Source organism: Streptomyces flaveus (assembly GCF_014647675.1).
GTDB lineage: Bacteria > Actinomycetota > Actinomycetes > Streptomycetales > Streptomycetaceae > Streptomyces > Streptomyces flaveus.
In genome coordinates, this window is sequence record NZ_BMPQ01000005.1 from 177,026 (window position 1) to 200,916 (window position 23,891).

Annotated in this window: 21 protein-coding genes and 2 pseudogenes; 10 read left to right on the forward strand and 13 right to left on the reverse strand. The window is 68.7% G+C overall.

The features are described from left to right. Positions 1-46 precede the first annotated feature (46 nt). A complete protein-coding gene (locus IEZ21_RS12725) occupies positions 47-256 on the reverse strand; it encodes a DUF397 domain-containing protein (protein ID WP_189321994.1) in 210 nt (69 codons plus the stop codon). Continuing rightward, a complete protein-coding gene (locus IEZ21_RS12730) occupies positions 253-1,128 on the reverse strand; it encodes a helix-turn-helix domain-containing protein (RefSeq protein ID WP_189321995.1) in 876 nt (291 codons plus the stop codon). The genes IEZ21_RS12725 and IEZ21_RS12730 overlap by 4 nt, the downstream gene beginning before the upstream one ends. Before the next feature lie 154 nt (positions 1,129-1,282). Between IEZ21_RS12730 and IEZ21_RS12735 the strand changes: the two genes are divergently transcribed. The 6 genes and pseudogenes from IEZ21_RS12735 to IEZ21_RS12760 all read left to right on the forward strand — a co-directional run bounded on the left by IEZ21_RS12735 (position 1,283) and on the right by IEZ21_RS12760 (position 4,566). Then, positions 1,283-1,843, forward strand: coding sequence for an ATP-binding protein (locus IEZ21_RS12735; RefSeq protein WP_189321996.1), 561 nt, complete (start codon positions 1,283-1,285; stop codon positions 1,841-1,843). A 138-nt stretch (positions 1,844-1,981) separates the two neighbouring features. Continuing rightward, a complete protein-coding gene (locus IEZ21_RS12740; RefSeq protein WP_189321997.1) occupies positions 1,982-2,938 on the forward strand; it encodes a helix-turn-helix domain-containing protein in 957 nt (318 codons plus the stop codon). Positions 2,939-3,201: 263 nt separating this feature from the next. Continuing rightward, a complete protein-coding gene (locus IEZ21_RS12745) occupies positions 3,202-3,549 on the forward strand; it encodes a hypothetical protein (protein ID WP_189322264.1) in 348 nt (115 codons plus the stop codon). Next, a complete protein-coding gene (locus IEZ21_RS12750) occupies positions 3,546-3,803 on the forward strand; it encodes a hypothetical protein (protein ID WP_189321998.1) in 258 nt (85 codons plus the stop codon). Before IEZ21_RS12745 ends, IEZ21_RS12750 begins: the two co-directional genes overlap by 4 nt. A gap of 43 nt (positions 3,804-3,846) precedes the next feature. Next, positions 3,847-4,149: pseudogene (locus IEZ21_RS12755) on the forward strand (hypothetical protein); the annotation flags it as partial. 183 nt (positions 4,150-4,332) lie between these two features. After that, on the forward strand, positions 4,333-4,566 hold the full coding sequence (locus IEZ21_RS12760; RefSeq protein ID WP_189322000.1) for a hypothetical protein: 234 nt from the start codon (positions 4,333-4,335) through the stop codon (positions 4,564-4,566). Positions 4,567-4,609: 43 nt separating this feature from the next. On the opposite strand, the gene IEZ21_RS12765 is transcribed toward IEZ21_RS12760, so the two are convergent. The 5 genes from IEZ21_RS12765 to IEZ21_RS12785 all read right to left on the reverse strand — a co-directional run bounded on the left by IEZ21_RS12765 (position 4,610) and on the right by IEZ21_RS12785 (position 10,323). Further along, positions 4,610-5,332 carry a class E sortase gene (locus IEZ21_RS12765; RefSeq protein ID WP_189322001.1) on the reverse strand — a complete coding sequence of 241 codons (723 nt, stop codon included), beginning with the start codon at positions 5,330-5,332 and terminating at the stop codon, positions 4,610-4,612. Positions 5,333-5,565: 233 nt separating this feature from the next. Beyond that, positions 5,566-6,894: a pectate lyase family protein gene (locus tag IEZ21_RS12770; protein ID WP_246567652.1), complete on the reverse strand. Its 1,329-nt coding sequence runs from the start codon at positions 6,892-6,894 to the stop codon at positions 5,566-5,568. A gap of 191 nt (positions 6,895-7,085) precedes the next feature. Next, complete coding sequence (locus IEZ21_RS12775) at positions 7,086-8,921, reverse strand: carbohydrate-binding domain-containing protein (RefSeq protein WP_246567654.1); 1,836 nt, start codon at positions 8,919-8,921, stop codon at positions 7,086-7,088. Positions 8,922-8,935: 14 nt separating this feature from the next. Continuing rightward, positions 8,936-9,718 carry a polyphosphate polymerase domain-containing protein gene (locus IEZ21_RS12780; protein WP_189322002.1) on the reverse strand — a complete coding sequence of 261 codons (783 nt, stop codon included), beginning with the start codon at positions 9,716-9,718 and terminating at the stop codon, positions 8,936-8,938. Then, positions 9,715-10,323: a DUF4956 domain-containing protein gene (locus IEZ21_RS12785; RefSeq protein ID WP_189322003.1), complete on the reverse strand. Its 609-nt coding sequence runs from the start codon at positions 10,321-10,323 to the stop codon at positions 9,715-9,717. Before IEZ21_RS12785 ends, IEZ21_RS12780 begins: the two co-directional genes overlap by 4 nt. A 241-nt stretch (positions 10,324-10,564) precedes the next feature. Between IEZ21_RS12785 and IEZ21_RS12790 the strand changes: the two genes are divergently transcribed. Further along, positions 10,565-11,317: an aminoglycoside 3'-phosphotransferase gene (locus IEZ21_RS12790; RefSeq protein ID WP_189322004.1), complete on the forward strand. Its 753-nt coding sequence runs from the start codon at positions 10,565-10,567 to the stop codon at positions 11,315-11,317. A gap of 50 nt (positions 11,318-11,367) precedes the next feature. Here the strand turns inward: IEZ21_RS12790 and IEZ21_RS12795 are convergent, their stop codons facing one another. The 3 genes from IEZ21_RS12795 to aspS form a co-directional block, all read right to left on the reverse strand. Continuing rightward, the gene (locus IEZ21_RS12795) at positions 11,368-12,750 is read right to left on the reverse strand and encodes a TerD family protein (RefSeq protein WP_189322005.1); all 1,383 of its coding nucleotides are present in this window, start codon (positions 12,748-12,750) and stop codon (positions 11,368-11,370) included. Between the two features lie 217 nt (positions 12,751-12,967). Continuing rightward, a complete protein-coding gene (locus IEZ21_RS12800; protein ID WP_189322006.1) occupies positions 12,968-13,963 on the reverse strand; it encodes an intradiol ring-cleavage dioxygenase in 996 nt (331 codons plus the stop codon). A gap of 209 nt (positions 13,964-14,172) precedes the next feature. After that, positions 14,173-15,936, reverse strand: coding sequence for an aspartate--tRNA ligase (aspS, locus tag IEZ21_RS12805; RefSeq protein WP_189322007.1), 1,764 nt, complete (start codon positions 15,934-15,936; stop codon positions 14,173-14,175). Positions 15,937-16,180: 244 nt separating this feature from the next. Between aspS and IEZ21_RS12810 the strand changes: the two genes are divergently transcribed. Next, positions 16,181-18,355, forward strand: coding sequence for a SpoIIE family protein phosphatase (locus tag IEZ21_RS12810; RefSeq protein WP_189322008.1), 2,175 nt, complete (start codon positions 16,181-16,183; stop codon positions 18,353-18,355). On the opposite strand, the gene IEZ21_RS12815 is transcribed toward IEZ21_RS12810, so the two are convergent. The 3 genes and pseudogenes from IEZ21_RS12815 to IEZ21_RS12825 form a co-directional block, all read right to left on the reverse strand. Further along, positions 18,356-18,622: a hypothetical protein gene (locus tag IEZ21_RS12815; RefSeq protein WP_189322009.1), complete on the reverse strand. Its 267-nt coding sequence runs from the start codon at positions 18,620-18,622 to the stop codon at positions 18,356-18,358. A gap of 26 nt (positions 18,623-18,648) precedes the next feature. After that, a pseudogene (locus IEZ21_RS12820) lies at positions 18,649-19,398 on the reverse strand (pirin family protein); the annotation flags it as partial. Between the two features lie 135 nt (positions 19,399-19,533). Further along, positions 19,534-20,007 (reverse strand): SseB family protein, encoded by a 474-nt coding sequence (locus tag IEZ21_RS12825; protein ID WP_033320399.1) that lies wholly within the window; start codon positions 20,005-20,007, stop codon positions 19,534-19,536. Positions 20,008-20,560: 553 nt separating this feature from the next. Between IEZ21_RS12825 and IEZ21_RS12830 the strand changes: the two genes are divergently transcribed. Continuing rightward, the gene (locus tag IEZ21_RS12830; RefSeq protein WP_189322010.1) at positions 20,561-22,387 is read left to right on the forward strand and encodes an acyl-CoA dehydrogenase; all 1,827 of its coding nucleotides are present in this window, start codon (positions 20,561-20,563) and stop codon (positions 22,385-22,387) included. A gap of 165 nt (positions 22,388-22,552) precedes the next feature. After that, the gene (locus IEZ21_RS12835; protein ID WP_189322011.1) at positions 22,553-23,851 is read left to right on the forward strand and encodes a M18 family aminopeptidase; all 1,299 of its coding nucleotides are present in this window, start codon (positions 22,553-22,555) and stop codon (positions 23,849-23,851) included. Positions 23,852-23,891: the final 40 nt, after the last annotated feature.

Here is a 23,891-nt window from a genome sequence, read left to right on the forward strand (position 1 = left end):
GCCCAGTGACGTCGTACGACGTGACCGGGCCCTTGCGTTTGAAGGATCAGCTTCCTGAGGCGTACGTGACGAAGTCCGCCCAGGCCTCCGGCGTCAGTGCGAGTTGAGGGCCACCGGTGTTCTTGGAGTCGCGGACGTGGACGGTGCCGGGGGTGGTGGCGAGTTCGACGCAGGACTCGCCATCGGTGCCGCCGCTGTAGCTGCTCTTGAACCACACCAGTTCGGAGACGCCCCCGGCGGAAGCCTTGCGGATCATGTTTCTCCCAGCAGTTGCTCAATGAAGGCAAGCGACTCCCGCATCGGGAGTGCCTGTGCCCGGATGGTGCCATACCGCAACTCGAGGATGCGCAGCTGCTTCAGATCGGAGACAGGGCGGCCGTTGAACGCACCGTCGGAGCGCGCTACGGCCGTACCGTCCGCGAACTTCAGCAGCTCGATCCTGCCGTCCAGGCCCGGGTGAGCGTCGCTCTTTGTCGGCATCACCTGAAGCGTGACGTTACGCAACCGGCCCACCTCCAGCAAACGTTCGAGCTGCTCCCGCCACACCATTGTGCCTCCGACTTCCCGCCGCAGTGGCGCCTCCTCCAGCACAAAGCTGAGCGAGGGTGCCGGGTCCCGGTCGAAGACCGACTGTCGGTCCATACGAGCGGCCACCATCCGTTCCACGTCATCCGGCGAATACGGCGGTTGCCTGGCCTCGATCAGCGTCCGGGCATGCTCCAGCGTCTGCAACAGACCGGCGATGATGTTGCACTCGTACACCCCGATCTCGACCGCCTTGGCCTCCAACTGTGCGAGGTCCCGAACTTTCTTCGGATACCGGACCTTGGCCACATCCTCCTTCATCGCGGAGATGAGCCCACCCGCGTCCAACACCTCGTCCGCCTTGTCCAGATACTCGCCCCGAGGGATCCTCTTCCCTCCCTCGATCTTGTAGACGAGGTCCTCCCCATACCCCACCGCCTCCCCGAACTCGGCGGCCCGCATCCCCACCGCCTCCCGCCGCAGCTTCAACTGCCGCCCCACGGTCGCGATGACCGCCACACCCCAGTCGTCGTCCGGATCGACCTCCCAACCCGGCTCGTCCTCCTCGCTCTTGAGCCGACGTACCTCGCCGTCCACCGACATACCGCACCCCTCCGTCGTACCTCCGTGCCGCAACGCCCGTACCCCTACGGCCGGTTCCGACAGCCCGGACAGCACTGGACAAGCCTCGGACGGTCACCGTACGTACCGGCGTCGTCACTGTTCACGGTAACCACGCACCGCCACGCTCAGTGATGTGAACAAGGAAAACGCCACCCAACTCCACGCCCCCGCCCGCCACTTCAGCGTCCTGCTGTCGCCCACCCCACGCGGTGCCCGTCTCGCGCGGCTCCTCGCCACGGAGTGGCTGCACACCTGGGACCTGCCGTACGGCGTCCCCGACCGGGCCGCCCACGTGGTCGCCGAACTCGGCGCGAACGCCGCCACCCACGGCCGCGTCACCGGCCGGGACTTCCGCCTCGCGCTCCTGACCCGCAGCGACACGCTTCGCATCGAGGTGACCGACACACGCGGTGACACCCTCCCGCGCTGCCAACCACCCACCCCCGATACCGAGTCCGGACGCGGCCTGCTCCTCGTCGAGGCCCTCGCGGACCGCTGGGGCGTCGAACTGGGCCCCGTCCCCCGAAAAACCGTCTGGGCCGAACTCGACCTGGCACCGGCACCGCACTCACCGGAGCTCGGAAACCCGTGCTCCGGTGGACCTGGCGCTCTTCCCAAAGAACCACGAGAGGGAAAGAAACCCCACCAAACCCCACCCCTCCCTCCCACGGCCCCCGCTCACTCGCACGAGTGAACATCACCAACTCAGCTGGCTTCGGGACGGGTTGCCTGCTCTACGCTCAGCGCGACAACAGCAGACATGCGACGGCCCCCGCCGGGACGGCAATCCCAGTGCGAGGGCCTGACCACCGAGGAAGTAGACCCCTTCCTGATGGATGAGCAGAACCCTAGCGCGCCCCCGCACGCCCCGACCCGTACGACGGGCAAAAACCACCTGCACCGCAACGCCCCCGCGGGCGGGGTGATCCACGACAACTCCCGCCACACCACCCGCTTCACGGTGATCGGCAACCACCTCGCCCAGCACCCGCAGCTGTCCGGGCTGGCCATCGGACTCGCCGTCCACATCCAGTCGCTGCCCACCGGCGCCCGCGCCGACATCAAGACCCTCGCCGACCGCTTCCCCGAGGGCCCCACCCGCATCGCCGCCGCCCTACGCGAACTGGAAACCCACGGCTACCTGCGCCGCACCCGCGAACGCACCGACAAGGGCCACATCGTCACCCGCACCGTCTCCTGCAACCAGCCGGGCCGACACGGGAACGCGACCCAACACCGGGACGCACCCGAACACGGGGACGCGTCCGACGACGCACCCCACCCCCCGGCCAAGCCTCCAGCCCGGCGGGCGGCCGAACAGCGCAAGAAGCCCCCACGCCGCGCCCTGCCCGCCGTACCCCAGCCCGCCTACACCTCCGCCGCCCTCCTCCAAACGGCCATCGACCTCCTCGCCGGCCTGCGCCGCGAAGACCCCCGCCTGCTCCTCTCCGCCACCGACGCCGAACACCTCGCCCCCGGCGTCGCCGCCTGGCTGGAACGCGACCTCACCCCCACCGCCGTACGCCACGCCCTGACCACCGACCTGCCACCCGAACCCCTGCACCGCCCGGCCGCCCTCCTGGCCCACCGCCTCACCGCCCAACTCCCACCCCTCCCGCCGTACCGCACCCCCGAACCACCCCCACCCGCCAGGCATCCCCTGCGCAACTGCGACGGCTGCGACACCGCCTTCCGCTCCCCCGAACCCAGCACCCTCTGCCGCAACTGCACCGAGCGCCTCGCCAGGGTTCCCGGCATGGCAGGCGGACGCCTGGAGGTGGCGCGGTGAGCAGCGAGAGCTTGCGGGAGCGCAGGCGCGCGCTCCTGAAGAGCGACCCAGCAGCTGCCGAGAAGACCGCTCGTCTTCTCGCCGAGATGGGCGTCGAGGAACGGGAGGAAGCTGAGATCGAGGCCGAGCATCAAGCCGTCTTCCTCGCAGCGACACGCGAGTACGCAAGAGGCGCCCGGGACCCGGGGCCCGCTCCGCTCGCGGACCAGCTCTGCCGTGCCCCTGGCCGGATACTCTGGCCGGGGCACCCTCTGGAGGACACCATGAGCACCCAGGCCGATCGCGGACGTGAGTTGATCCCCCGTCCCGAGCAGACTCCTGATGCCTTGCGCGCCGCCCTCGCCGTCGTCGATCCCGGCCGTCTGGAGGAGTTGCAGAACACGAAGGACGAAGCCTTCGCCAAGGCCGTCGAGTGGCAGTCCCTGAGTCCTGTACGAAGCTGGGTCCTCGCCTGGGCCAGGGACGTCGAGATCGCCCGCCGTCCCGAGCTGTCCACCCGCCACGCTCGTGCGAAGAGCAACCTGGAGCACGAGGATCCCGCCGTCGCACAGGAAGCCCTGCGGGAGCTGAGCGCCGTTCTGGATGAGGCCATGAAGGCAGTACGCGAGTGAGCTGGAAGTGGGAGTACGCCTTCGGCGCGGAGGAAGCCGCCCGCACCGCTCCACCCAGCTTCCTCGCCGGTGTGGAAGAGAAAGCGAACGAGTTGGTCAGAGCCGCGGAGGCGCTACACGTACACGGTCGTGCCCACACCGGGATCGATCCGAAAGGCGGGGACATCATCGTCCCGGGCGGCATGTTCACGTACCAAGTCGTCGTACGTAGCGAGCGGGTCTACGTCGTCCAGATCACCTATCTGGGGTTCTGAGAGACGGTGGCTTTGTCGACGATCCCTTCATTCCGGCCTGATCAAGGGCCTGGGCAAGCTGCCCGCCGCAGCACTGTGGAGGAAACTAGTGGCCGTGGACCTTTCTTTCTACAAGTCGCCCATCTTTGAAGAAGCCCGCGACGAAGGCCGAGCACAAGGCCAGGCCCAGGGCCGGGCCCAGGGCCGGGCCGAGGACATCCTGTTCATTTTGGAGCGACGCGGCATCGACGTCCCGGACGAGGCACGCGCACGCATCACCGCCTGCGACGACCTCGATATCCTGCGCCACTGGCTCGACCGAGCCCTCACCGCTCTCTCAGCCGACGAGATCTTCGCGGATGAGTAGTCCCAGCACGCCAATGCACATTCCCGGAAAATACACGCTCAGCTCTGACGCGTTCCCACTTCCGTCGAGCCCTGTGCGGACCCCCGGGGCCTCCTCATGGTCTCTGGCGCGGACACTCTGACCGAGCTGCTCTCACAGCGTCTTGCCTCTGATCCGGCCACCCTGAAACTGTGGAGGGAACTGGTGATCAAACACCTTGCGTTCTTCTCGTCGCCGATCTCGGAAGAGATCCGGGAGGAAGGCCGCGCCCAGAGCCGCGCGGAGGACATCCTGCTCGTTCTGGAGCAGCGCGGCATCGACGTTCCCGACCAGGTCCGCGAGCAGATCACCAACTGCCGCAACACCACGATCCTGCGCCACTGGCTTCGGCACGCCGTCACCGCCCCGACAGCCAAGGACGTCTTCACGGACGAGTAGCCACGAACCTAGACACCGACCCGACCGTGCCTCTCGTGAGCGCCTACGTCGCTGCAGGCGATGTCGAAGTCAGCACGCCGATCTTGTCTATGCGGTGTTCGGGGTTGCCCTTGTCGTCGCGCCAGAAGTTGCCGGCCGCGTCGTCCTCGGGGGTCGCGCAGGTGGAGATGGTGATCATGGCTTCGGTGGGCTGGCGGCCCGGGTGGCCGGGGACGGCGGCCCGTTGTTCGGCCAGGGAGCGCTCGGAGCGGAAGGATGTGCTTCTGGTGTCGGTGATCTCGTACTCGTAGACCGTGCCGCCCGAGGTGACTGTCACCGTGTCGCCCTTGTCGAGGGCCGGGAGGTCGCGCAGAGGGCCGCCGGCTGAGAGGCGGTGGGCCGTGACGAGGTAGTTTCCGATCTCGCCGGGGCCGACGCCGCCGCGGCTGCCGTATGGGCTGGCGGCGACGCCCTCGTTCTGGATCTGTGTGCCGGGCCAGTCGTCGGTCGTTCCCTCGTACGGGACTACGCGCAGGCCGTTGAGGCCGATCTCCGGGATGGTGAGCGACGCGGTCTGGGTCCGGGTGCTGGGCTTGGAGGGGGTCGGTGTGGGAGAAGGGCTGTTCCGTGAGGGCTCGGCGGGGGTGGTCGTCGGCTCGGTGGTGGTGGACGGCGGGCTGGGAGCGCGCGCGTCGGCGCCCGCCTCCGCGCCGCCGGTGGAGCAGCCGACGAGCACGACGATGACAGCGCTGGAGAGCGCGACGGAAAAGACTCGGGAACGGGACATGGCACTCGGACCGGTAGCCGGACTCAACACAGAGAACAACGCCCGGAACGGAACAGGCGTTCCCCTGAAGTCGAAGCTCACGGCTTCCGCCGCAGAAGGCCGCCGTGAAAAGCGTGAGCACCCGGAGGGAACATGCCCTCCAGGTGCTCAGACGAGCGAAGCGTGAGCACTCTCCGGGAGAGTGCTCACGCTTTTCGCAACTGCCTGCCCCCGCAGAGGGGATCAGCGCGAGGTCAGTTGAGAACCCCCGCGCCCGTCGTCTTCAGCAGCTCCGTCGGCAGGTTCTTCGCCGAGGTCTGGAGGTCCGCGGTCAGCGTCGGCTTCCAGTTCACCGTCGTCTTGATCTTCTTCGACGACGCGGCGTTGTACGCGGCGACGATGTCGGTCGCCTTGCCGTTGACGAGGTTGCCGGTACCGGCGATCGAGCCGGTGCCGTCGCCTGAAAGCAGCTTGGCGACCTTGGCGCCGGACGGCAGCTTCCAGGCGTTGTGCTCGGCGACGACCTGGGCCTTGGCGCGGGAGTCGATGCTGTACTTCGGCTGGTAGCCGTTCAGCGTGCCCGTGTCGTAGAGGTTGTTGTAGAGGTGGATCTGGCCGATACGGGCCAGGGGGGCGCGCTGGACGACGCCGTTCCAGACGTTGTGGTGGATCGTCACTCGCAGCTTGCCCTTGGTGTCGGAGTCGCTGCTGCCGATCAGCATCGTCTTGTCGTGGCAGGTGAAGACGTTCCGCTCGACGGTCACCAGGTCGGAGCCGTTGGTGATGTCGAGGGCGCCGTCGTGGATCTGGTACTTGCGGCCGAAGTACGTCTTCAGCGAGTTGTCGAAGTTCGGCGCGTCCGTGAACGTGTTGTGGTCGGCCCAGACGTTCGTCGCGCCGCGCAGGGTCACCGAGTCGTAGTTCGAGTTCCACTCACCCGACGAGCCGTCCGTCGGGTCCCACTGCGGGAAGCAGTCCTCGGTCGCGGAGAAGGTGAGATTGCGGATGATGACGTTCTTCACGTCCTGCACCTGGAGGCTGCCGCCCTTGATGCCGGCATTCGTGCCCGGGACGCCCACGATGGTGGTGTTGGCGGGCACCTTGAAGACGATGTTCTTCTTCTGTTTGGCCTCGGCGGCCTCGCGGGCGTTCTCCTGGGTGCCGGACGGCATCTTCTTGCCGTACGTCTTCGGGTCGTACGCCCTGAGGTAGGCGTCCAGCGAGTAACCCGTACCGGCGGCGTAGTCGGCGCAGCTGCTGCCGCCGTTCGCGTCGATCGTGCCCTTCACCTTGATGATCTTCGGCGTGGAGTCGGTGCCCTTGCCCAGCACCTTCGCCAGCTGGGCGCGGGTGCTGACGGTGTAGACATGCGCGGAGTCGGCCTTCGAGCCGCCCGTCGTACCGGAACCGCTCGCCGCCCAGCCGTCCTTGGCGGGCAGCGACTGGCGGGCCAGCTCGACGGGAGTCGCGTTCGCGTTCATCACGAAGGGGATGGCGCCGAGACCGGCGGCCGCCACGGCAGCGGCCGAGACCAGCGCGGTACGTCTCCGGCCGAGGGACCGGCGGTGGGAGGGGGATGCCACGAATGAGTCCTTACGGATGGTTCGGGTGCACGCGATGCGGAACGTGCACATGGTCCGTGGAGGCCCGGTGAAGGGCTTCCGACTCATCTGTGGTCACGGGCGACGGAAAGGTTGCCGTCGAACAGGGGCAAGTAGGGGAAGGCAAGCGGGGGTTGATGGTCATTCACACACGTCCTCCCCCGCCTTTCGCCTCACCGCCGACCGAAACCGCCCTCCGGAGCATCGCCCGCCGTCACCGTCGCGATCTCCTCCGCCGAGCCCAGTTCGCCGCCGGCCGCCAGGCCCCCCGTACTCGCGCCCGAGGTCTCGCCGCCCGCATACACCGCGTACTCCTCCCCGCTCTCGATCCCGTCTCCGGAGTAGACGACGTTCTGGATCGACTTCGAGGTGACGTACGAGGCCACGACCTTGCCGTCCGCGTCGACGACGTGCAGGGTCGTGCCCGCCTCCACCGCCGAGTCGAGCGTGGCCGAGACCCAGCCCTGCTCGGACTCGCTGTCGGGGGCTACCGCCATGCCCGCGCTGCCGGCGGCGAGGAGGGTGCCGCCGCTGATGGTGAAGCTGCCGTTGACGTCGAGTGCGCCGTTGCCGCCCTGTTCCGGGCCGTTGACGACGACCGTGCCGCCGGTGATCTCGGCGGTGCCGTTGGAGTCGAAGCCGTCGCCGTCGGCGTTGATGACGAGGGTGCCGCCGGTGACCTTCGCGGTGTAGTCGCCCGTCTCACTGCCACCGCCGCCTCCCCGGCCGCCCTGGCCGCCGCCGCTGTCCGACGTGGTCGTACCGCCCGACGCGTTGATGCCGTCGTCGCTTGACGTGACGGTCGCCGTGCCTCCGCTGACCGTGATGTCCTTCCCCTCGAGTCCTTCAGTCGACCCAGCGACCTTCAACTCGCCCTTGCTGACGACCAGATCGCCCTCCGCGTGTACGCCGTCGTCCCCGGCCGAGACGGTGACACCGGCGCCGCTGATGTGCACGGCCGCGTCACTGTGGACGGCGTCGGCGGACGAGTCCACGTCGACGGTGCCGCCCTCGAGAACGGTGATGACCCCCGACTTCAGCCCGTGCGCGGAGGTGTCGTCGGCGGCCTCGCTCGTGACGTCCAACTTCCCGCCGGTGACCACGAGGTCGGAGGCCGCGTCGACACCGTCGCCCTCGGCGGTCACGGTGACCGTGCCGCCGTCGATGGCGATGTAACCGGCGTCCGCGTCCTCGGAGTTGTCGGCCTTGAGCCCGTCGCCCTTCGCGGTGACGGTGACCTTGCCGCCGCTCACGACGAGGTAGTCCTTGCCCCGGATGCCGTCGTCCACGGCGTCGACCGTGACCGTCCCGGAGGCGATGACCAGGCCGTCCGCACTCGCGATCCCGTCATTGCCGTTGCCGTGCACGGTGAGAGTTCCGCCGCCCGCGACGGTGAGGTCGCCGGCGCTGTAGAGGGCGGCGTTGGCCTCGGCGTCCTCGGCGTACGAGTCGGTGTCGCCGAGCGTGTTCTCGCTGCCGTCGGCCAGGACGACCACGACCTTCTCCGCCGCGGTGGCGGCGATCGCCGCGCCGGAGGAGCTGGAGATGTCGACGCCGTCGAGGACCAGCTTCACGGTCGCGTCGGGGGCGTCGACGACGATCTGCCCGTCACTGAGATTCCCGCCGATCCGATACGTACCGCCCGCGGTGATGGTCACCGTGGCCCCGTCGACCGTGACCCCGTCCCCCTCGGCGGAGGCGGAGTCGCCGTTCAGCTCGATGTCCACGGCCTCGGACTCGTCCCAGTCCGTGTCACCGTCCTCGGCATGGTCCGCCTTGTTGTCGGCGAGGACGGCGGCGGCGGTCTGCGTCCCGTCCGCCGCGGCGCCCGCCGACTCGGCCGAGCTCGAACCCGAGCCCGAGCCGGAGGAGGAGCTGTCGCTGTCACCGGACGAGCATCCGGCCAGCACCGCCGTGGCCAGCGCCATCGAAGCGAGGGCGCTCGCCACCTTCGTACGAAACAGCCGTGCCGTTCTCATCTGCGTGCTCACGCGATTCTTCGTGCTCACGCGCGTCTTCTTGCTCATACGAGGCTCCCGTGGAGTGCGGTGGGAAAGTGGCGCCGCAGGACGGGCAGCCAGCGGTTGGCGGGGAGTTCGGGGCGCAGGGCGGCGAGCCCGGTGCCGTACTTCGAGACGGGACACGGCCGGTGCCCCAGCGACCAGAGCAGCCGGTCGGCGCCCGAGCCCGCCCGGCCCGACTTGGTCTCGACGATGGCCCGGTCATCGGTCCGCAGAGCGGTGCCATCGGGCAGGGTCCAGGTCAGCCCGGTGTCGACGGTGAGCCGGCTCCCGGTGGCCGGGAAGAACAGCGTCGTACGCCGGTAGAACGTGGTGAGCGTCGGGACGAACCGGAAACCCCCGGAGTTGATCCCGGCCTCGGCGAGCACCGTGTCGGCGTACGCCCGCGCCTCGCCCCCGAGCCGCCGGAAGTTCCCTTCGTACGGGATGCGTTGCTTGACGGTGGTGCCGCGCGGCCCGCGCGTCTTGATCTCGAAGAAGTGCTGACCGGAATCGAGATACGTACGGATGCGGAGCTTGAACCGTCGCCTGCGGCGGCGCGCGGCTGCCAGATAGCCGTCCATCCCGGGGGTGTCGAAGTAGATGGACCGATATCCGAACTCCCGCTGTCCGCCGCCCATTTCGAGCACCCGGACGTCGTCGTCCAGTCCCGCGAGCATGAACGGCAGATCGGCGACGGGCAGCATGTACTTGCGGTCGAGACGGGTGAGCAGCCCGGCCCGCTCGACGAGTTCGTCCAGCCCGATCGGCGGCAGCGCGGCCACGACGGGGTCGACGCTGGTCATGACCGAATCCCTTGCGCGGAAGCGGAAGGCGACTCGATCTTCTCGGGAAGCCGCGCACCGGTGCCGGACACGACGTACCGGACCTCGACGCGGGTCGTGTCATTGACGAGATCGAGGTCCTTCACCGACAGGTTCACCACCCGCCCGCCGAGCAGCACTTCGAGGTGCGAGCGGAGGGCGTCCTCATCGGTGTACGCGGAGTCCAGGCGCAGGCTCTGCTGCCGGTGCCGCGGGAACAGCCGGGGGTGGTCGCCGACGTACAGGGTGAGGACGATGAGCGCCATCAGCGCGGTGTTCAGCACGTTCACCGTCTCCGGCAGCCCGGCGAGCAGGCCGATGGCGAGCGCGGAGAAGTAGTACGCGATCTCGTGCTGCGCGATCTCGTACGACCGCAGCCGGATGATCGACAGAACCCCGAAGAGCCCCATCCCCAGGCCGATCCCCACCGAGGCGGAACTGAGCGTCATCGCCACGGCGAGCACCCCGACGTTCACGCCGAGAAAGGCGGTGACCAGGTCCCGGCGGTGGTGACGCGGGAAGTACACGGCGAAGGTGAGGACGGCTATGGCAACCAGGTCGGCCCCGACAAGTACCAGCTGCTTCATGGCCGTTGCCTCTTCCCGGGTCTCTCGTCGTATGCGATGGGTTCGCTCATGGACACGACGATCCGGGGGCCGGCTGTGAAGTTCCTTTGGGTTGCCTTAAGGCGGCTTGAGAAGTACGCGAGGAGTACGTGAGGTGAACCACGCGCTACCGACGGGGCGTTGCGCACGCATCGCGCACGGCAGGCGCGGCGGGCGCGGAAAACCGCTCGCTCGCGGAGCCGTGGGCAGGAATCATGCGCCCATGCCCTCCTACGCCGGACCACCGACCTCCGCCGTGCGCGTGCCCGCGCCGATCGCCGAACTGGCCGGAGACCGGCCGCTGTTGCCCGTCTGGCAGAACCAGCTGGGCGGCCTGACCTTCCGTATCGGCGACGACCACGGTCAGGGGCAACTGTTCGCCAAGTGGGCGCCGGCGGAGTCCGGCCTGGACCTGGGCGCCGAGGTGGAGCGGCTGCGCTGGGCCGGGGACTTCACGCCCGTACCTCGGGTCCGGGAGCACGGAGCCGATGAAGAGGGAGCCTGGCTCGTCACGTACGCACTGGCCGGCGAGAGTGCCGTCAGTCCCCGGTGGCAGGCGGATCCCGCCACGGCGGTACGTGCCCTGGGAACGGGGCTACGGGCCCTGCACGACCAACTGCCCGTGACCGACTGCCCGTTCAGCTGGTCGGTCGACCACCGTCTGGAACAGGCCCGGCGAGCAGGCATCAAGACACCCACGGCCCTGCCCGACCCGCCGCCGGTCGACCGCCTCGTCGTCTGCCACGGCGACCCCTGCGCCCCTAACACCCTGCTGCACGAGGACGGTTCCTGGTCCGCTCACGTGGACATGGGCACCCTGGGCCTCGCCGACCGCTGGGCCGACCTGGCCGTCGCCACCTGGAGCACCGAGTGGAACTACGGCCCGGGCTGGGACGACACCCTCCTCGACGCGTACGGCATCGCTCCGGACCCGGCGCGGACCGACTTCTACCGGCTTTTGTGGAGCGTTACGTGAGCTTGTAGCCGGCAGGTGCTGATAGCCGGGGTGTGCTGGTAGCCGAGGGATCAGCTCCTCTTGAACTCCACCGGGCCGCCGTTCATCTCGACAGCACCGTCCAGGTGGAGGACCGGGCGGCGTTCCGTCATACGGCCGCCGTAGGCCTCGATGTGGTGGATGGCCGCACCGTCGGGGTCGGTGAAGTCGACGAGGGCGATGGCGACCCAATAACGCGTCTTGGCGTTCTCGAAGAGCGGCACGGTGACGGTGGAGCCACGGCCGTCCGTGACGACGACCTTCGCGCCGAAGCTGCGGAAGGAGCCGAATCCGTTGCTGACGGCGGAGTACGCGCAGAGCAGGACGTAGCCCTGCTCGTCGGGGCGGACGATGCGGACGGTTTCGCAGCCGGGTACGCGCGCATCGCCGTCCAGGCAGATGAAGGGCCGGTTCTTCACCGAGCCGAGGCGCTTGTAGTAGACGACACCGTGCGCCGTGTCCTTCCCCTGCCCCTTTCCCTTCGTCACCGTGTTCTTCGCACCGGCGGGCCCGTTCGCTTCGGGGCGGAACGGCTCTCCCTGCGGCACGTGACCGGACTTGACGAGGGTGCCCGGTGTCTTCACGCCCCGTACGGCCTTCGAAGCCGGTACGAACAGGGCGTACAGATCGAGGTCGGCGCCCCTTTTGCGCCGCTGCTCACTGCCCCCGTCCCACTCCAGCGACGCGGTGACGACCAGCTCACGGTCCCCCTTGTCCAGGCTGATCGAGGCCTGCCCGCCCTTGTCGAGGCTGATGGTGCCGAGCGGGGGCTTGACCAGGCTCGGGGCGGGAGCGGGAGCGGGAGCGGAGGTGGAGGCAGAGGCGGTCACCGGAGGAGCGGGCGTTGTGGCGTCGTACGAAAGTTCCTCGTCGGCGGCCTCGGGCTCCTCCACCTCGGGCTCCTCCACCCGTACGCCGTAGTCGGTGGCCAGGCCCGCGAGCCCTTCGGCGTACCCCTGACCGATGGCGCGGAGCTTCCACGCCTCGCCCCGGCGGTAGATCTCCAGCAGAAGCACGGCCCGCTCGCCGTCGGTGAGGTCCGGAGGACGGAACTCGATGGGCTCGGCGCCGTCCTGGACGGCACGCATCCGCACCTCCTTCACCTCGCGGAAGGTGCGCGCCACGTCGTCGGGATCGCAGCTGCCGACCAGCACGACCCGGTCCACGTCAGCAGGCAGGGCGGCCGGGTCCACCTCGATACGCTCCGGGCCACCGGCGTCGGCGGCGAGGTGACGCACCGCGCCCGCCTCGGCGGAGGGCTGGTTGTAGAAGACCATGTCGTCGTCGGACCTGACCTTGCCGTCCGCGCCGACCAGCAGTGCGCTGAGGTCGACCGGTTCCCCCACGCTGTGCAGTTCAGCGGTGACACGGCCCGCCCCCAGAGCTATGTTGCCGCCCTTGCCAAGCTCAGCCATGCCACCTCACTTGTGTTGTGCCCCACCCGACTCACGGTCCGGCCACCTTGCCACACGGCACCATGGGAGAGGAGCGCCCCGGCACAAACCATGGGCCCAGAAAGGAGGCACGGCCTCGTCGTCGCGGAAGCTCCAGCAGGCTCCCGGCAGGCCCCCGGTAACGGGTCCAGAACCTGGGGGAAGGTTCCGGACCCGCGGCGAGCGAGCCGTACGTCCGTCAGCTCGCCGAAGCGGACGCCGACGCCCCCGGCTGGACCGAGTCGCCCGTGCCCGTGTTCGTCGCCTCCGGGTCCACGCCCACCGTGATGGAGCCGACGACGCCCTTGGCGATGTCGCCCTTCTTGTACTTCAGCTTGAGCAGACCGCCCGTGGTGCCGCTCTGGTCGTAGATCGTGTCCTCTTCGAGCGTGGTGCGCTCCGTCGTCGACGTCGAGTACGGCTCGACCTCGGCGGAGGCGAGCACGGACTTCTCGTCGAAGAAGAACTGACCGGTGTGGCAGGTGTTGCCGCCCTCGTAACCGGCGTCGGTCCACTCGCCGCCCACGTGCACCTTGGTGTGGATGTGGACACAGCGACCCCGGTACCAGCCCGGGAAGATCGTCTTGAAGGTGACGAAGCCCTGCTTGTCCGTCCGCCAGGTGCCGCGCAGATAGCGCTCGTCGTCGGTGGGCTCCTCGTGCACGCCACCGCCGCCACCGCCGCCCTCCGGCGGGGAGCCCGTCGGCGTACCGGACGGGACGTCGGAGGGGGTGCCGCTGGGCGGCGTACCGCCGCCACCGCCACCGCCACCGCCACCGGTGGAGGCGTCCTCGTAACCGGAGTAGATGCCCAGCGCGTCGCAGTGCCAGATGTCGACGGCCGCGTTCCGGATCGGCTTGCAGCTCTCGGAGTCGATCACCTTGATGCGGAGGGTCATCGGGATGCCCTCCTTGTCCTCGGTGATGTCGCGGCGGATCTTGTCCGCGTCGATGTAGTACGGGCCCTCGGTGGTCTCGGAGGTGAGCTTGTAGCACTCCTCCGCGGCACTGCCGGCGGCCTTCGCGGTGGCAGCCTTGCCCGTGCCGGTCGTCTGGCCCGCGTTAGCGGTCGCGGCGATACCACCGCCGACACCCACCGCGGCCACCGCCGCACCACCCGCCACGATGACCTTGCGTCGCGTCAAGTTCCGTTTGTGCTTTGGCTGTTGAGTCTTGTGAGGCTCGGTCCCAGTCATGGGCAGGACGTTAGGGACGGCGCCTGTCAGCAACATGGGTACGGACTGTGCGATTCCACGGGACTCTCACAGGTTGCCCGGAACCGGCATCGGTTCCGGGCAACACCGCGCCCCTGAAAGGAGGCCGCAGGCCTTCCTTTCAGGGGCGCGGGGAACTGCGCGACCAGCCACGACGTACCCGCAGCCGAATAACTGCACCTCCAGCGGAGCTACTTCGGCTGCGGCTTCTGCACCGAAAGGTGCAGCTCCCGCAGCCGCGCAGACTCCAGCTCCGTCGGCGCACCCATCATCAGGTCCTGCGCGTTGCCGTTGAGCGGGAAGGCGATCGTCTCCCGGATGTTGGGCTCGTCGGCCAGGAGCATCACGATCCGGTCGACGCCCGGCGCGATGCCGCCGTGCGGAGGGGCGCCGAAGCGGAACGCGCGGAGCATGCCCGCGAACTCACGCTCGACGGTCTCCGCCTCGTAGCCCGCGATACCGAAGGCCTTCAGCATGATGTCCGGCTCGTGGTTCCGGATCGCGCCGGAGGACAGCTCGACGCCGTTGCAGACGATGTCGTACTGCCAGGCCAGGATGTCGAGGGGGTCCTGCGTCTCCAGGGCTTCCATTCCGCCCTGCGGCATCGAGAAGGGGTTGTGGGAGAAGTCGATCTTTCCCGTCTCCTCGTCCTTCTCGAACATCGGGAAGTCCACGACCCAGCAGAAGCGGAAGACACCCTCCTCGAAGTGGCCCGCGCGACGAGCGGCTTCCACCCGCACCGCGCCCATGATCTTCGAGACCTCGTCGAACTCGCCCGCGCCGAAGAACACCGCGTGACCGGCGGCGAGAGACAGCCGCTTCGTCAGCTCCGCGACGTTCTCCTCCGTCAGGAACTTCGCGATCGGGCCGGTGAGCGAGCCGTCCTCGGCGACCCGCACCCACGCCAGGCCCTTCGCGCCCTGCGAGACGGCGTAGTCACCGAGCTGGTCGAAGAACTTACGGGGCTGCGAGGACACGTCCGGCACCGGCAGCGCCCGTACGTGCTTGCCCGCGAAGGCCTTGAACTCCGAGCCCTCGAAGATGTCGGTGATGTCGGCCAGCTCCAGCTGGGCCCGCAGGTCCGGCTTGTCGGAGCCGTACTTCAGCATCGCCTCACGGAACGGGATCCGCGGGAAGGGGGAGGTGACATGGCGGCCGTTGCCGAACTCCTCGAACAGCTCCGTCATCAGCTGCTCGATCGGCTGGAACACGTCCTCCTGCTCGACGAAGGACATCTCCACGTCGAGCTGGTAGAACTCGCCCGGCGAACGGTCCGCGCGCGCGTCCTCGTCGCGGAAACAGGGCGCGATCTGGAAGTAGCGGTCGAAGCCGGAGATCATCAGCAGCTGCTTGAACTGCTGCGGGGCCTGCGGAAGGGCGTAGAACCTGCCCGGGTGCAGACGGGACGGGACGACGAAGTCGCGGGCGCCCTCCGGCGAGGTGGCCGTCAGGATCGGGGTCGCCAGCTCGTTGAAGCCGAGCGTCGTCATCTTGTTGCGGATCGCGGAGATGACCGCCGTACGCAGCATGATGTTGCGGTGCATACGCTCGCGGCGCAGGTCCAGGAAGCGGTACTCCAGGCGCCGCTCCTCGTTCACACCGTCCTCGGTGTTGATCGTGAAGGGCAGCGGGGCAGCGGCACCGAGCAGCTCGACCTCGCTCACCTCGACCTCGACCTCACCGGTCGGCAGATCCGGGTTGATGTTCTCGGCGCCGCGCGAGACGACCTTGCCGTCGACGCGGACGGTCGACTCCTTGGAGAGCTTGTCCAGCGCCTCGTACGCGGCCGTGCCGGGGCGGGCGACCAGCTGTGTGATGCCGTAGTGATCACGCAGATCGATGAAGAGGATGCCGCCCAGGTCGCGCCGATTGTGCAGCCAGCCGCTCAGCCGGACGTCGCTGCCGACGTCAGAGGCGCGGAGCTCGCCGCAGGTGTGGGACCTGTACCGATGCATCGTCGTTCATCCAGTCTTCGCGGATCGGGGTCTGTGTGTCACGGCCTGTATGTCACGGCCCGTGTTGTCACGGTCTGTGTTTCACGTGAAACACAGACCCAAGCGTACCGGGGAGCCCAAGCCCGCCTCCCCACCATTACGAGCGGGTCACGACCATCACGGGCCGGTCACGGTCCACCTCTCTGAAGGGTGGCCTTTCTCCCTTTGGTGGCTTCTCACGATCACCTCTTCCTACAGTGTCCCAATGCGCACTGGTGAGCCCCTGCCCGCCGTGGGGGACGTCCTGGCCACCCTCGCGACCGGCCTGTGGCGTTGGGACAACGCGGCCGAACTGGTCACTCTGGATGCCGAGGCCGCACGGATGCTCGGACTTCCCGCCGAGCCGATAACGCTCACGGAGGCCGGCGCCCGCGCCCGCTTCCACCCCGTCGACTGGAACGAGGTCGGACCGGTCGTCCAGCTCGCCGCCTCCGAGGGCACCATCGCCGAACTCCGGATGCGGGTCATGGACGGGCAGGGGCGCGTACTGCGTACGGTGCGCAGCCGCTCCAAGCCGTCGTACAACCCTGAATCGCACTCCTACCAGCTGGTCGGCACCCTTCAGGAGGTGTCGGAGCCACCGCCGGGTGCCGCCGCGCGCACGCCCGTCACCGGCGACTGGCGCCGCTCCCGCGAGGCGTTCCTGCTGGACGCCGGGCGCGCACTGGCCGAGGCACGGTCCACGGCGGAGGTGCTGCGGGTCGCGGCCGGCCTGTCGATGCCCGGGTTCTCACCGGACGGACTGGCCGTCTACGGCACGCAGGGCGACCGGCTGACGCTCATCGGCCATCACGGGCACCACTCCGACGACGAGGGCCCGTTCTCCGCGATGTCCATGGAGACGGACCATCCGGCCGCGGAAGTCGTACGCACCGGCCGTGCCGTCTATCTCTCCTCCCCGAAGGACTACCGGAAACGCTTCCCCGCCTCCTGGCCGTTCACCCGGGGCTTCGGACGGCAGTCGTGGGCGTTTCTGCCACTCGTCGTCGCGGGCCGCACGATGGGCGCCTGGATGGCGGCCTTCACCTACCGCGTCTCCTTCACGCCCGACGAACGCTCCGTCCTCACCACCGTGGCCCGCATGCTCGCGCAGGCCCTCTCGCGCGCCGGTGTCGCCGAATCCGAGCGCGAGCTGACCGACGGCCTCCAGCGCTCGATGCTGCCCAACCTGGGGCCGCAGATCCCGGGCATGAGCGTGGCCGCGCGGTACGTACCCACCGGCGGCGGGCTCCAGGTCGGCGGCGACTGGTACGACATGATCCCGCTCCCCGGAGGCACCTCCCCGGCCAAGCCCGGGGGAGGCAGATTCGCCCTCGTCATCGGCGACGTCCAGGGCCATGACGTACGCGCCGCCGGGTTGATGGGCCAGCTGCGGATCGCGCTCAGGGCGTACGCCTCCGAAGGGCACCGCCCCGACGCCGTACTGTCGCGCGCCTCGCGGTTCCTGTACGGGATGACGTCCGACGAGGAAGCCGCCGATCTGCGCTTCGCGACCTGCCTGTACGTGGAGGTCGACCCCGCGACCGGCGTACTGGACATCGCCCGCGCCGGGCACCCGGACCCGGCGATCCGGATGGCCGACGGGACCGTGCTGACCCGGCCGACCGCGGGCGGACTGCCGCTCGGCATCGACCCGGACGCGGACTATCCGACGACCCGGCTCGCCCTGGAACCCGGCGAGACCATGCTGATCTGCACGGACGGGCTCATAGAGACCGGCGGGCACGACCTCGACACCGGCTGGCTCAGGATCCGCAAGATCCTGGAGAGCCACGACGGCGAGCAGAGCGACCTGGAAGCGCTGGCCGACGCACTGGTCCAGGCCGTGCACGGGCCCTCCTCGCACCACACGACCGGGCCGCTCGTGGACCGCCGCGAGGACGACATCGCCGTCCTGCTGCTGTGCCGGCAGGGGGAGGGCTGCGGCTGCGGCGACCAGCCGGCGGCACGGACGTCCGTACGCCGCACCGTGCTGACCGTCGCACAGGACGAGCCCGAGCGGGTCGCGGACACCCGCCAGCAGCTGAGAGAGCTGCTGCACGACTGGGCCTCCGAGGACCAGGTCGACTCGGCGGTGCTGCTGGCCTCGGAGATGGTCACGAACGTACTCGTGCACACGGACGCCGACGCGCTGCTCGTCGCCGAGATGACGGGCGAGGCGGGCTCCCGCCGGATCCGGGTCGAGGTCACCGACCGCAGCGATGCCCTGCCCCACAAGCGTCAGCCCGGAGAACTGGCGTCCTCCGGGCGGGGCCTGATGCTCATGGAGCTGCTCTCGGACGCCTGGGGAGTGGACCCGCGGGGCGAGGGCAAGAGCATCTGGTTCGAGCTCTACGAACCGGACGGCGCCGGGGAGCCCGGGACGATCACCGGTACGTGATCACAGGTACTGGCCGTCGTCGGCGCCTGTCGCCGACACCGGCCGCACCTTGACCGCGACGACGTTGGAACAGTTGACCAGAACGGTCCCACTGTCGACGCCGTCCCGGCCGTTCAGCTCGAAGCGCAGGGTGCGCCCCTGCTCGAGCGCCTCGGTGACGCTGTCCTCCGCCGACTCCAGCGACTCGAAGTCACGGCTCCTGACGGCCAGCGGCTCCCCGACGACGGGATGGAACACGAGGTGGAACTCCGGATTCTCCTGTGCCATGCCCGTCGTCCTTCCGTTCCGTACTGTCAGAGACCGCCCTCGGCCATCCCGTGCACGGCCGGAATCGTACCCAGCCGCCCCTTCTGGAAGTCCTCGAACGCCTGCTGCAGCTCCTCGCGGGTGTTCATCACGAAGGGCCCGTAGTGCGCCATCGGCTCACGGATCGGCTGCCCGCCAAGGAGGACGACCTCGAGGTCCGGCGTGTGGGAGTCCTGCTTCTCGTCCGCGTGGACGGTCAGCGATCCGCCGGCGCCGAAGACGGCCGTCTGGCCCAAGTGGATCGGACGGCGCTCGGCACCGACCGAGCCCTTGCCCGCCAGCACATACGCCAGCCCGTTGAAGTCCTCGCGCCACGGAAGAGTGAGTTCCGCACCCGGCGCGAGGGTCGCGTGGACCATCGTGATGGGGGTGTGCGTGATGCCGGGGCCGGCGTGACCGTCCAGCTCGCCCGCGATGACGCGCAGCAGCGCGCCTCCGTCGGGAGTGGTGAGCAGCTGGACGTTGCCGCCGCGGATGTCCTGGTAGCGCGGCGCCATCATCTTGTCCTTGGCCGGGAGGTTCACCCACAGCTGCAGGCCGTGGAAGAGACCGCCGGACATGACCAGCGACTCCGGCGGCGCCTCGATGTGGAGCAGGCCCGAACCGGCCGTCATCCACTGGGTGTCGCCGTTGGTGATGGTGCCGCCACCACCGTTGGAGTCCTGGTGGTCGAAGATCCCGTCGATGATGTACGTGACGGTCTCGAAGCCTCTGTGCGGATGCCACGGGGTCCCTTTCCGCCACGGCCTCGGCCGGCGCCACCACAGTACCTCCTTGTGTTCCGAGATTAGTTGATTCTTGAACTTCCTGCTACCCAGAACAGAGAACGCCCGGAGGGAATTCCCTCCGGGCGCGCACGGTGTCGGGGCACGTCAGCCGTACATTCGGCGCATCGCGAAATCGACCATCTGCTCGACCGCCTTCGCGTCGAAGACCATGCGGTGCTCGCCCTCCATGTCGAGGACGAAGCCGTAGCCGGTGGGGAGCAGGTCGATCACCTCGGCGCCGGTGATCACGAAGTACTTGGACTCCTTGCCGGCGTACCGGCGCAGCTCCTTGAGCGAGGTGAACATCGGGATCACGGGCTGCTGGGTGTTGTGCAGCGCCAGGAAGCCGGGGTTGTCACCGCGCGGGCAGTAGACCTTGGACGTGGCGAAGACCTGCTGGAAGTCCTCGGCGGAGATCGCCCCCGTGGTGAACGCGCGCACCGCGTCCGCGAGTGAGGGCGGCGACGGCTCGGGGTACAGCGGCCCGCTCTGCTGGCCATACCCACCGGGCTGGGGCGGCGGCTGAGGCTGCGCGTACTGCTGCTGGCCGGGGCCCGCGGTCTGGTCGTAGCCGTACATGGGGGTCAGAGTAGCCGGTTGCCTCCGGCGGTTGGGTGGGGCGCCTACCGGGCGGGTGGGTTCGGTCCATTGGCGACTGCCGGTTGGTTGTGGCTGGTCGCGCCGTTCCCCGCGCCCCTTAGGTGCGTGGTGGGTGCGGGGTCGCGGGCCGGTGCGTCAGCCCGTCGCAGGCCGGGCATACGACCCTGGCCTGGTACAAGGCCCTGGCCCTCCGAGACAGAACCTAAGCGACGGGCATACGACGCACCGGCCCACGACCCCTCCCGCCGGAGGAAGGCTGCGAGCACGTCGTGGCTGACGGTGGGTGGAGCCGCAGGCTTTTGCCTTTAGGGGCGCGGGGAACTGCGCGACCAGCCACGACGCACCCGCAGTCGCCCATGAACCGAACCCACCACAAACCCACCCGCCCGAACCCGGAGGGTTACCTCACACTTGAGCCGCTAGGGGTTGATTCTTATTACCCACGGGTAGCATCATCGTGGCTGTTTGCTGTACACGAACCTAGGTCTGAGGAATCACCAACCTCACCCGATCCCTTAACGGAGCCGTCGCCATGGGGCACTACAAGTCGAATCTCCGCGACATCGAGTTCAACCTCTTCGAGGTGCTCGGGCGCGACAAGCTGTACGGCACCGGCCCGTTCGCGGAGATGGACACCGAGACCGCCAAGAGCATCCTCGAAGAGCTGACCCGACTTTCGGAGAACGAGCTGGCGGAGTCCTTCGCGGACGCGGACCGCAACCCGCCGGTCTTCGACCCGGAGACCAACACCGCGCCCGTACCGGACAGCTTCAAGAAGAGCTACAAGGCCTTCATGGACTCCGAGTACTGGCGGCTCGGCCTGCCCGAGGAGATCGGCGGCACGACCGCCCCGCCGTCCCTGATCTGGTCGTACGCGGAGCTGGTCCTGGGCGCCAACCCGGCGGTGTGGATGTACTCCTCCGGCCCGGCGTTCGCCCGCATCCTCTTCGACGAGGGCACCGAGCAGCAGAAGCACATCGCCCAGATAGCCGTGGACAGGACCTGGGGCTCGACCATGGTGCTCACCGAGCCCGACGCGGGCTCGGACGTGGGCGCCGGGCGCGCCAAGGCGGTTCAGCAGGAGGACGGCTCCTGGCACATCGAGGGCGTCAAGCGCTTCATCACGTCCGGTGAGCACGACATGGAGGAGAACATCCTTCACTACGTGCTCGCGCGGCCGGAAGGTGCCGGTCCCGGCACCAAGGGCCTGTCCCTCTTCCTCGTACCGAAGTACCTCTTCGACTTCGAGACCGGCGAGCTGGGCGAGCGCAACGGCGTGTACGCGACGAACGTCGAGCACAAGATGGGGCTCAAGGCCTCCAACACCTGCGAGATGACCTTCGGCGACCGCCACCCCGCCAAGGGCTGGCTGATCGGCGACAAGCACGACGGCATCCGCCAGATGTTCCGGATCATCGAGTTCGCCCGGATGATGGTCGGCACGAAGGCGATCTCGACGCTGTCGACGGGTTACCTGAACGCCCTCGAGTACGCCAAGGAGCGCGTCCAGGGCCCGGACCTCGCGAACTTCATGGACAAGACCGCCCCCAAGGTCACCATCACGCACCACCCGGACGTGCGCCGCTCGCTGATGACGCAGAAGGCGTACGCGGAGGGCATGCGCTCCCTCGTCATGTACACCGCGTCGATCCAGGACGAGATCATGGTCAAGGAGGCCGCGGGCGAGGACACCGCCGCCCTCGAGGCCCTGAACGACCTGCTCCTGCCGATCGTGAAGGGCTACGGCTCCGAGAAGGGGTACGAGCAGCTCGCGCAGTCCCTGCAGACCTTCGGCGGCTCCGGCTTCCTGCAGGAGTACCCGATCGAGCAGTACATCCGGGACGCCAAGATCGACACTCTCTACGAGGGCACCACCGCGATCCAGGGCCAGGACTTCTTCTTCCGGAAGATCGTCCGCAACCAGGGCGCGGCGCTGAACTCGCTCGCCGAGGACATCAAGAAGTTCCTGGCGCCCGGTACGGGTGGCGAGGAGCTGTCGGCCGCCCGCGAGCAGCTCGCCAAGGCCGCCGTCGAGCTGGAGGCCATCGTCGGCCTGATGCTCACGGACCTCGCGGCCACCGAGCAGGACGTCAAGAACATCTACAAGGTCGGGCTCAACACCACCCGCCTGCTGATGGCCTCCGGGGACGTGGTCGTCGGCTACCTGCTGCTGAAGGGTGCCGCGGTCGCGGCCGAGAAGCTGGAGACGGCCCCGGCCAAGGACAAGGCCTTCTACACCGGCAAGATCGCCGCGGCCAAGTTCTTCGCGGCGAACGTCCTGCCGGGCGTCACTGGTGCGCGCAAGCTCGCCGAGGGCACCGACCTGGAGCTGATGGAGCTCGACGAAGCGGCCTTCTAGGAACGCTTCCGTACATACGAGGCGGCCTTTCCAGGAGCGTTTACGCCCATACCGGAGCCGTACCGGAAAGTGACCTTCCGGTCGGTGGTCCCCTCCACATACCCCTTACGAGGGCCCGTTCCCCATCGCCGGGAGCGGGCCCTCGTACGTCGTTAAGGTGAACCCATGCGCACACCCCCACGCTTCGATCGCGGCCATACCGACGACCTCATGTCCTTTCTGACGGCCAGCCCGTCGCCGTACCACGCGGTGGCGAACGCGGCCGAGCGGCTGGAGAAGGCCGGCTTCCGGCAGGTCGCCGAGACGGACGCGTGGGAGGGGGCGCACGGCGGGAAGTATGTGGTGCGCGGGGGCGCGATCGTGGCCTGGTACGTGCCCGAGGGCGCCGAACCGCACACGCCCTTCCGGATCGTCGGGGCGCACACCGACTCCCCCAATCTGCGCGTGAAGCCGCGGCCGGACAGCGGTGCGCACGGCTGGCGCCAGGTCGCTGTCGAGATCTACGGCGGCCCGCTGCTCAACTCCTGGCTGGACCGCGACCTGGGCCTGGCCGGCCGGCTCTCGCTGCGCGACGGCACGACCCGCCTGGTGAACATCGACCGCGCCCTGCTGCGAGTCCCCCAACTCGCCATCCACCTGGACCGATCGGTCACCTCCGAGGGCCTCAAGCTCGACAAGCAGCGGCATCTCCAGCCGATCTGGGGCCTCGGCAACGACGTACGCGACGGTGATCTGATCCGTTTCCTGGAGCAGGAGTCGGGGCTGGCCGAGGGCGAGGTCACCGGCTGGGACCTGATGACGCACTCCATCGAGCCACCGTCGTACCTGGGCCGGGACAGGGAACTGCTCGCGGGCCCGCGTATGGACAACCTCCTGTCCGTGCACGCCGGTACGGCCGCGTTGGCGGCCGTCGCGACCTACGATTCGGCCCTCCCGTACATCCCGGTGCTCGCGGCGTTCGACCACGAGGAGAACGGCTCGCAGTCGGACACGGGGGCGGACGGTCCGCTGCTCGGAAGTGTGCTGGAGCGTTCGGTGTTCGCGCGCGGCGGTACGTACGAGGACCGGGCGCGCGCCTTCGCCGGCACCGTCTGTCTCTCCTCCGACACGGGCCACGCGGTCCACCCGAACTACGCCGAGCGCCACGACCCGACGCACCACCCGCGCGCGGGCGGCGGCCCCATCCTCAAAGTCAACGTCAACAACCGCTACGCCACGGACGGTTCGGGCCGCGCGGTCTTCGCCGCCGCCTGCGAGAAGGCCGCCGTACCCTTCCAGTCCTTCGTCTCCAACAACTCGATGCCCTGCGGCACGACCATCGGCCCCATCACCGCCGCCCGCCACGGCATCAAGACGGTCGACATCGGCGTGGCCATCCTCTCCATGCACAGCGCCCGCGAACTGTGCGCCACGGAGGACCCGTTCCTGCTGGCGAACGCGTTGGTGGCGTTCCTGGAGGGTTAGTTGGGACAGTCCTCCCCGAGCTTCCGCATGAAGTGAGTGC

Excerpts from the sequence above, each read along its gene's own strand:
- IEZ21_RS12815 (WP_189322009.1), bottom strand. The coding sequence starts at position 18,622 with ATGGCACAGGAGAATCCGGAGTTCCACCTCGTGTTCCATCCCGTCGTC.
- IEZ21_RS12835 (WP_189322011.1), top strand. The coding sequence starts at position 22,553 with ATGCGCACACCCCCACGCTTCGATCGCGGCCATACCGACGACCTCATG.
- IEZ21_RS12780 (WP_189322002.1), bottom strand. The coding sequence starts at position 9,718 with ATGACCAGCGTCGACCCCGTCGTGGCCGCGCTGCCGCCGATCGGGCTG.
- IEZ21_RS12740 (WP_189321997.1), top strand. The coding sequence starts at position 1,982 with ATGGATGAGCAGAACCCTAGCGCGCCCCCGCACGCCCCGACCCGTACG.
- IEZ21_RS12730 (WP_189321995.1), bottom strand. The coding sequence starts at position 1,128 with ATGTCGGTGGACGGCGAGGTACGTCGGCTCAAGAGCGAGGAGGACGAG.
- IEZ21_RS12830 (WP_189322010.1), top strand. The coding sequence starts at position 20,561 with ATGGGGCACTACAAGTCGAATCTCCGCGACATCGAGTTCAACCTCTTC.
- IEZ21_RS12785 (WP_189322003.1), bottom strand. The coding sequence starts at position 10,323 with ATGAAGCAGCTGGTACTTGTCGGGGCCGACCTGGTTGCCATAGCCGTC.
- IEZ21_RS12810 (WP_189322008.1), top strand. The coding sequence starts at position 16,181 with ATGCGCACTGGTGAGCCCCTGCCCGCCGTGGGGGACGTCCTGGCCACC.
- aspS (WP_189322007.1), bottom strand. The coding sequence starts at position 15,936 with ATGCATCGGTACAGGTCCCACACCTGCGGCGAGCTCCGCGCCTCTGAC.
- IEZ21_RS12745 (WP_189322264.1), top strand. The coding sequence starts at position 3,202 with ATGAGCACCCAGGCCGATCGCGGACGTGAGTTGATCCCCCGTCCCGAG.
- IEZ21_RS12825 (WP_033320399.1), bottom strand. The coding sequence starts at position 20,007 with ATGTACGGCTACGACCAGACCGCGGGCCCCGGCCAGCAGCAGTACGCG.
- IEZ21_RS12725 (WP_189321994.1), bottom strand. The coding sequence starts at position 256 with ATGATCCGCAAGGCTTCCGCCGGGGGCGTCTCCGAACTGGTGTGGTTC.
- IEZ21_RS12790 (WP_189322004.1), top strand. The coding sequence starts at position 10,565 with ATGCCCTCCTACGCCGGACCACCGACCTCCGCCGTGCGCGTGCCCGCG.
- IEZ21_RS12795 (WP_189322005.1), bottom strand. The coding sequence starts at position 12,750 with ATGGCTGAGCTTGGCAAGGGCGGCAACATAGCTCTGGGGGCGGGCCGT.
- IEZ21_RS12765 (WP_189322001.1), bottom strand. The coding sequence starts at position 5,332 with ATGTCCCGTTCCCGAGTCTTTTCCGTCGCGCTCTCCAGCGCTGTCATC.
- IEZ21_RS12800 (WP_189322006.1), bottom strand. The coding sequence starts at position 13,963 with ATGACTGGGACCGAGCCTCACAAGACTCAACAGCCAAAGCACAAACGG.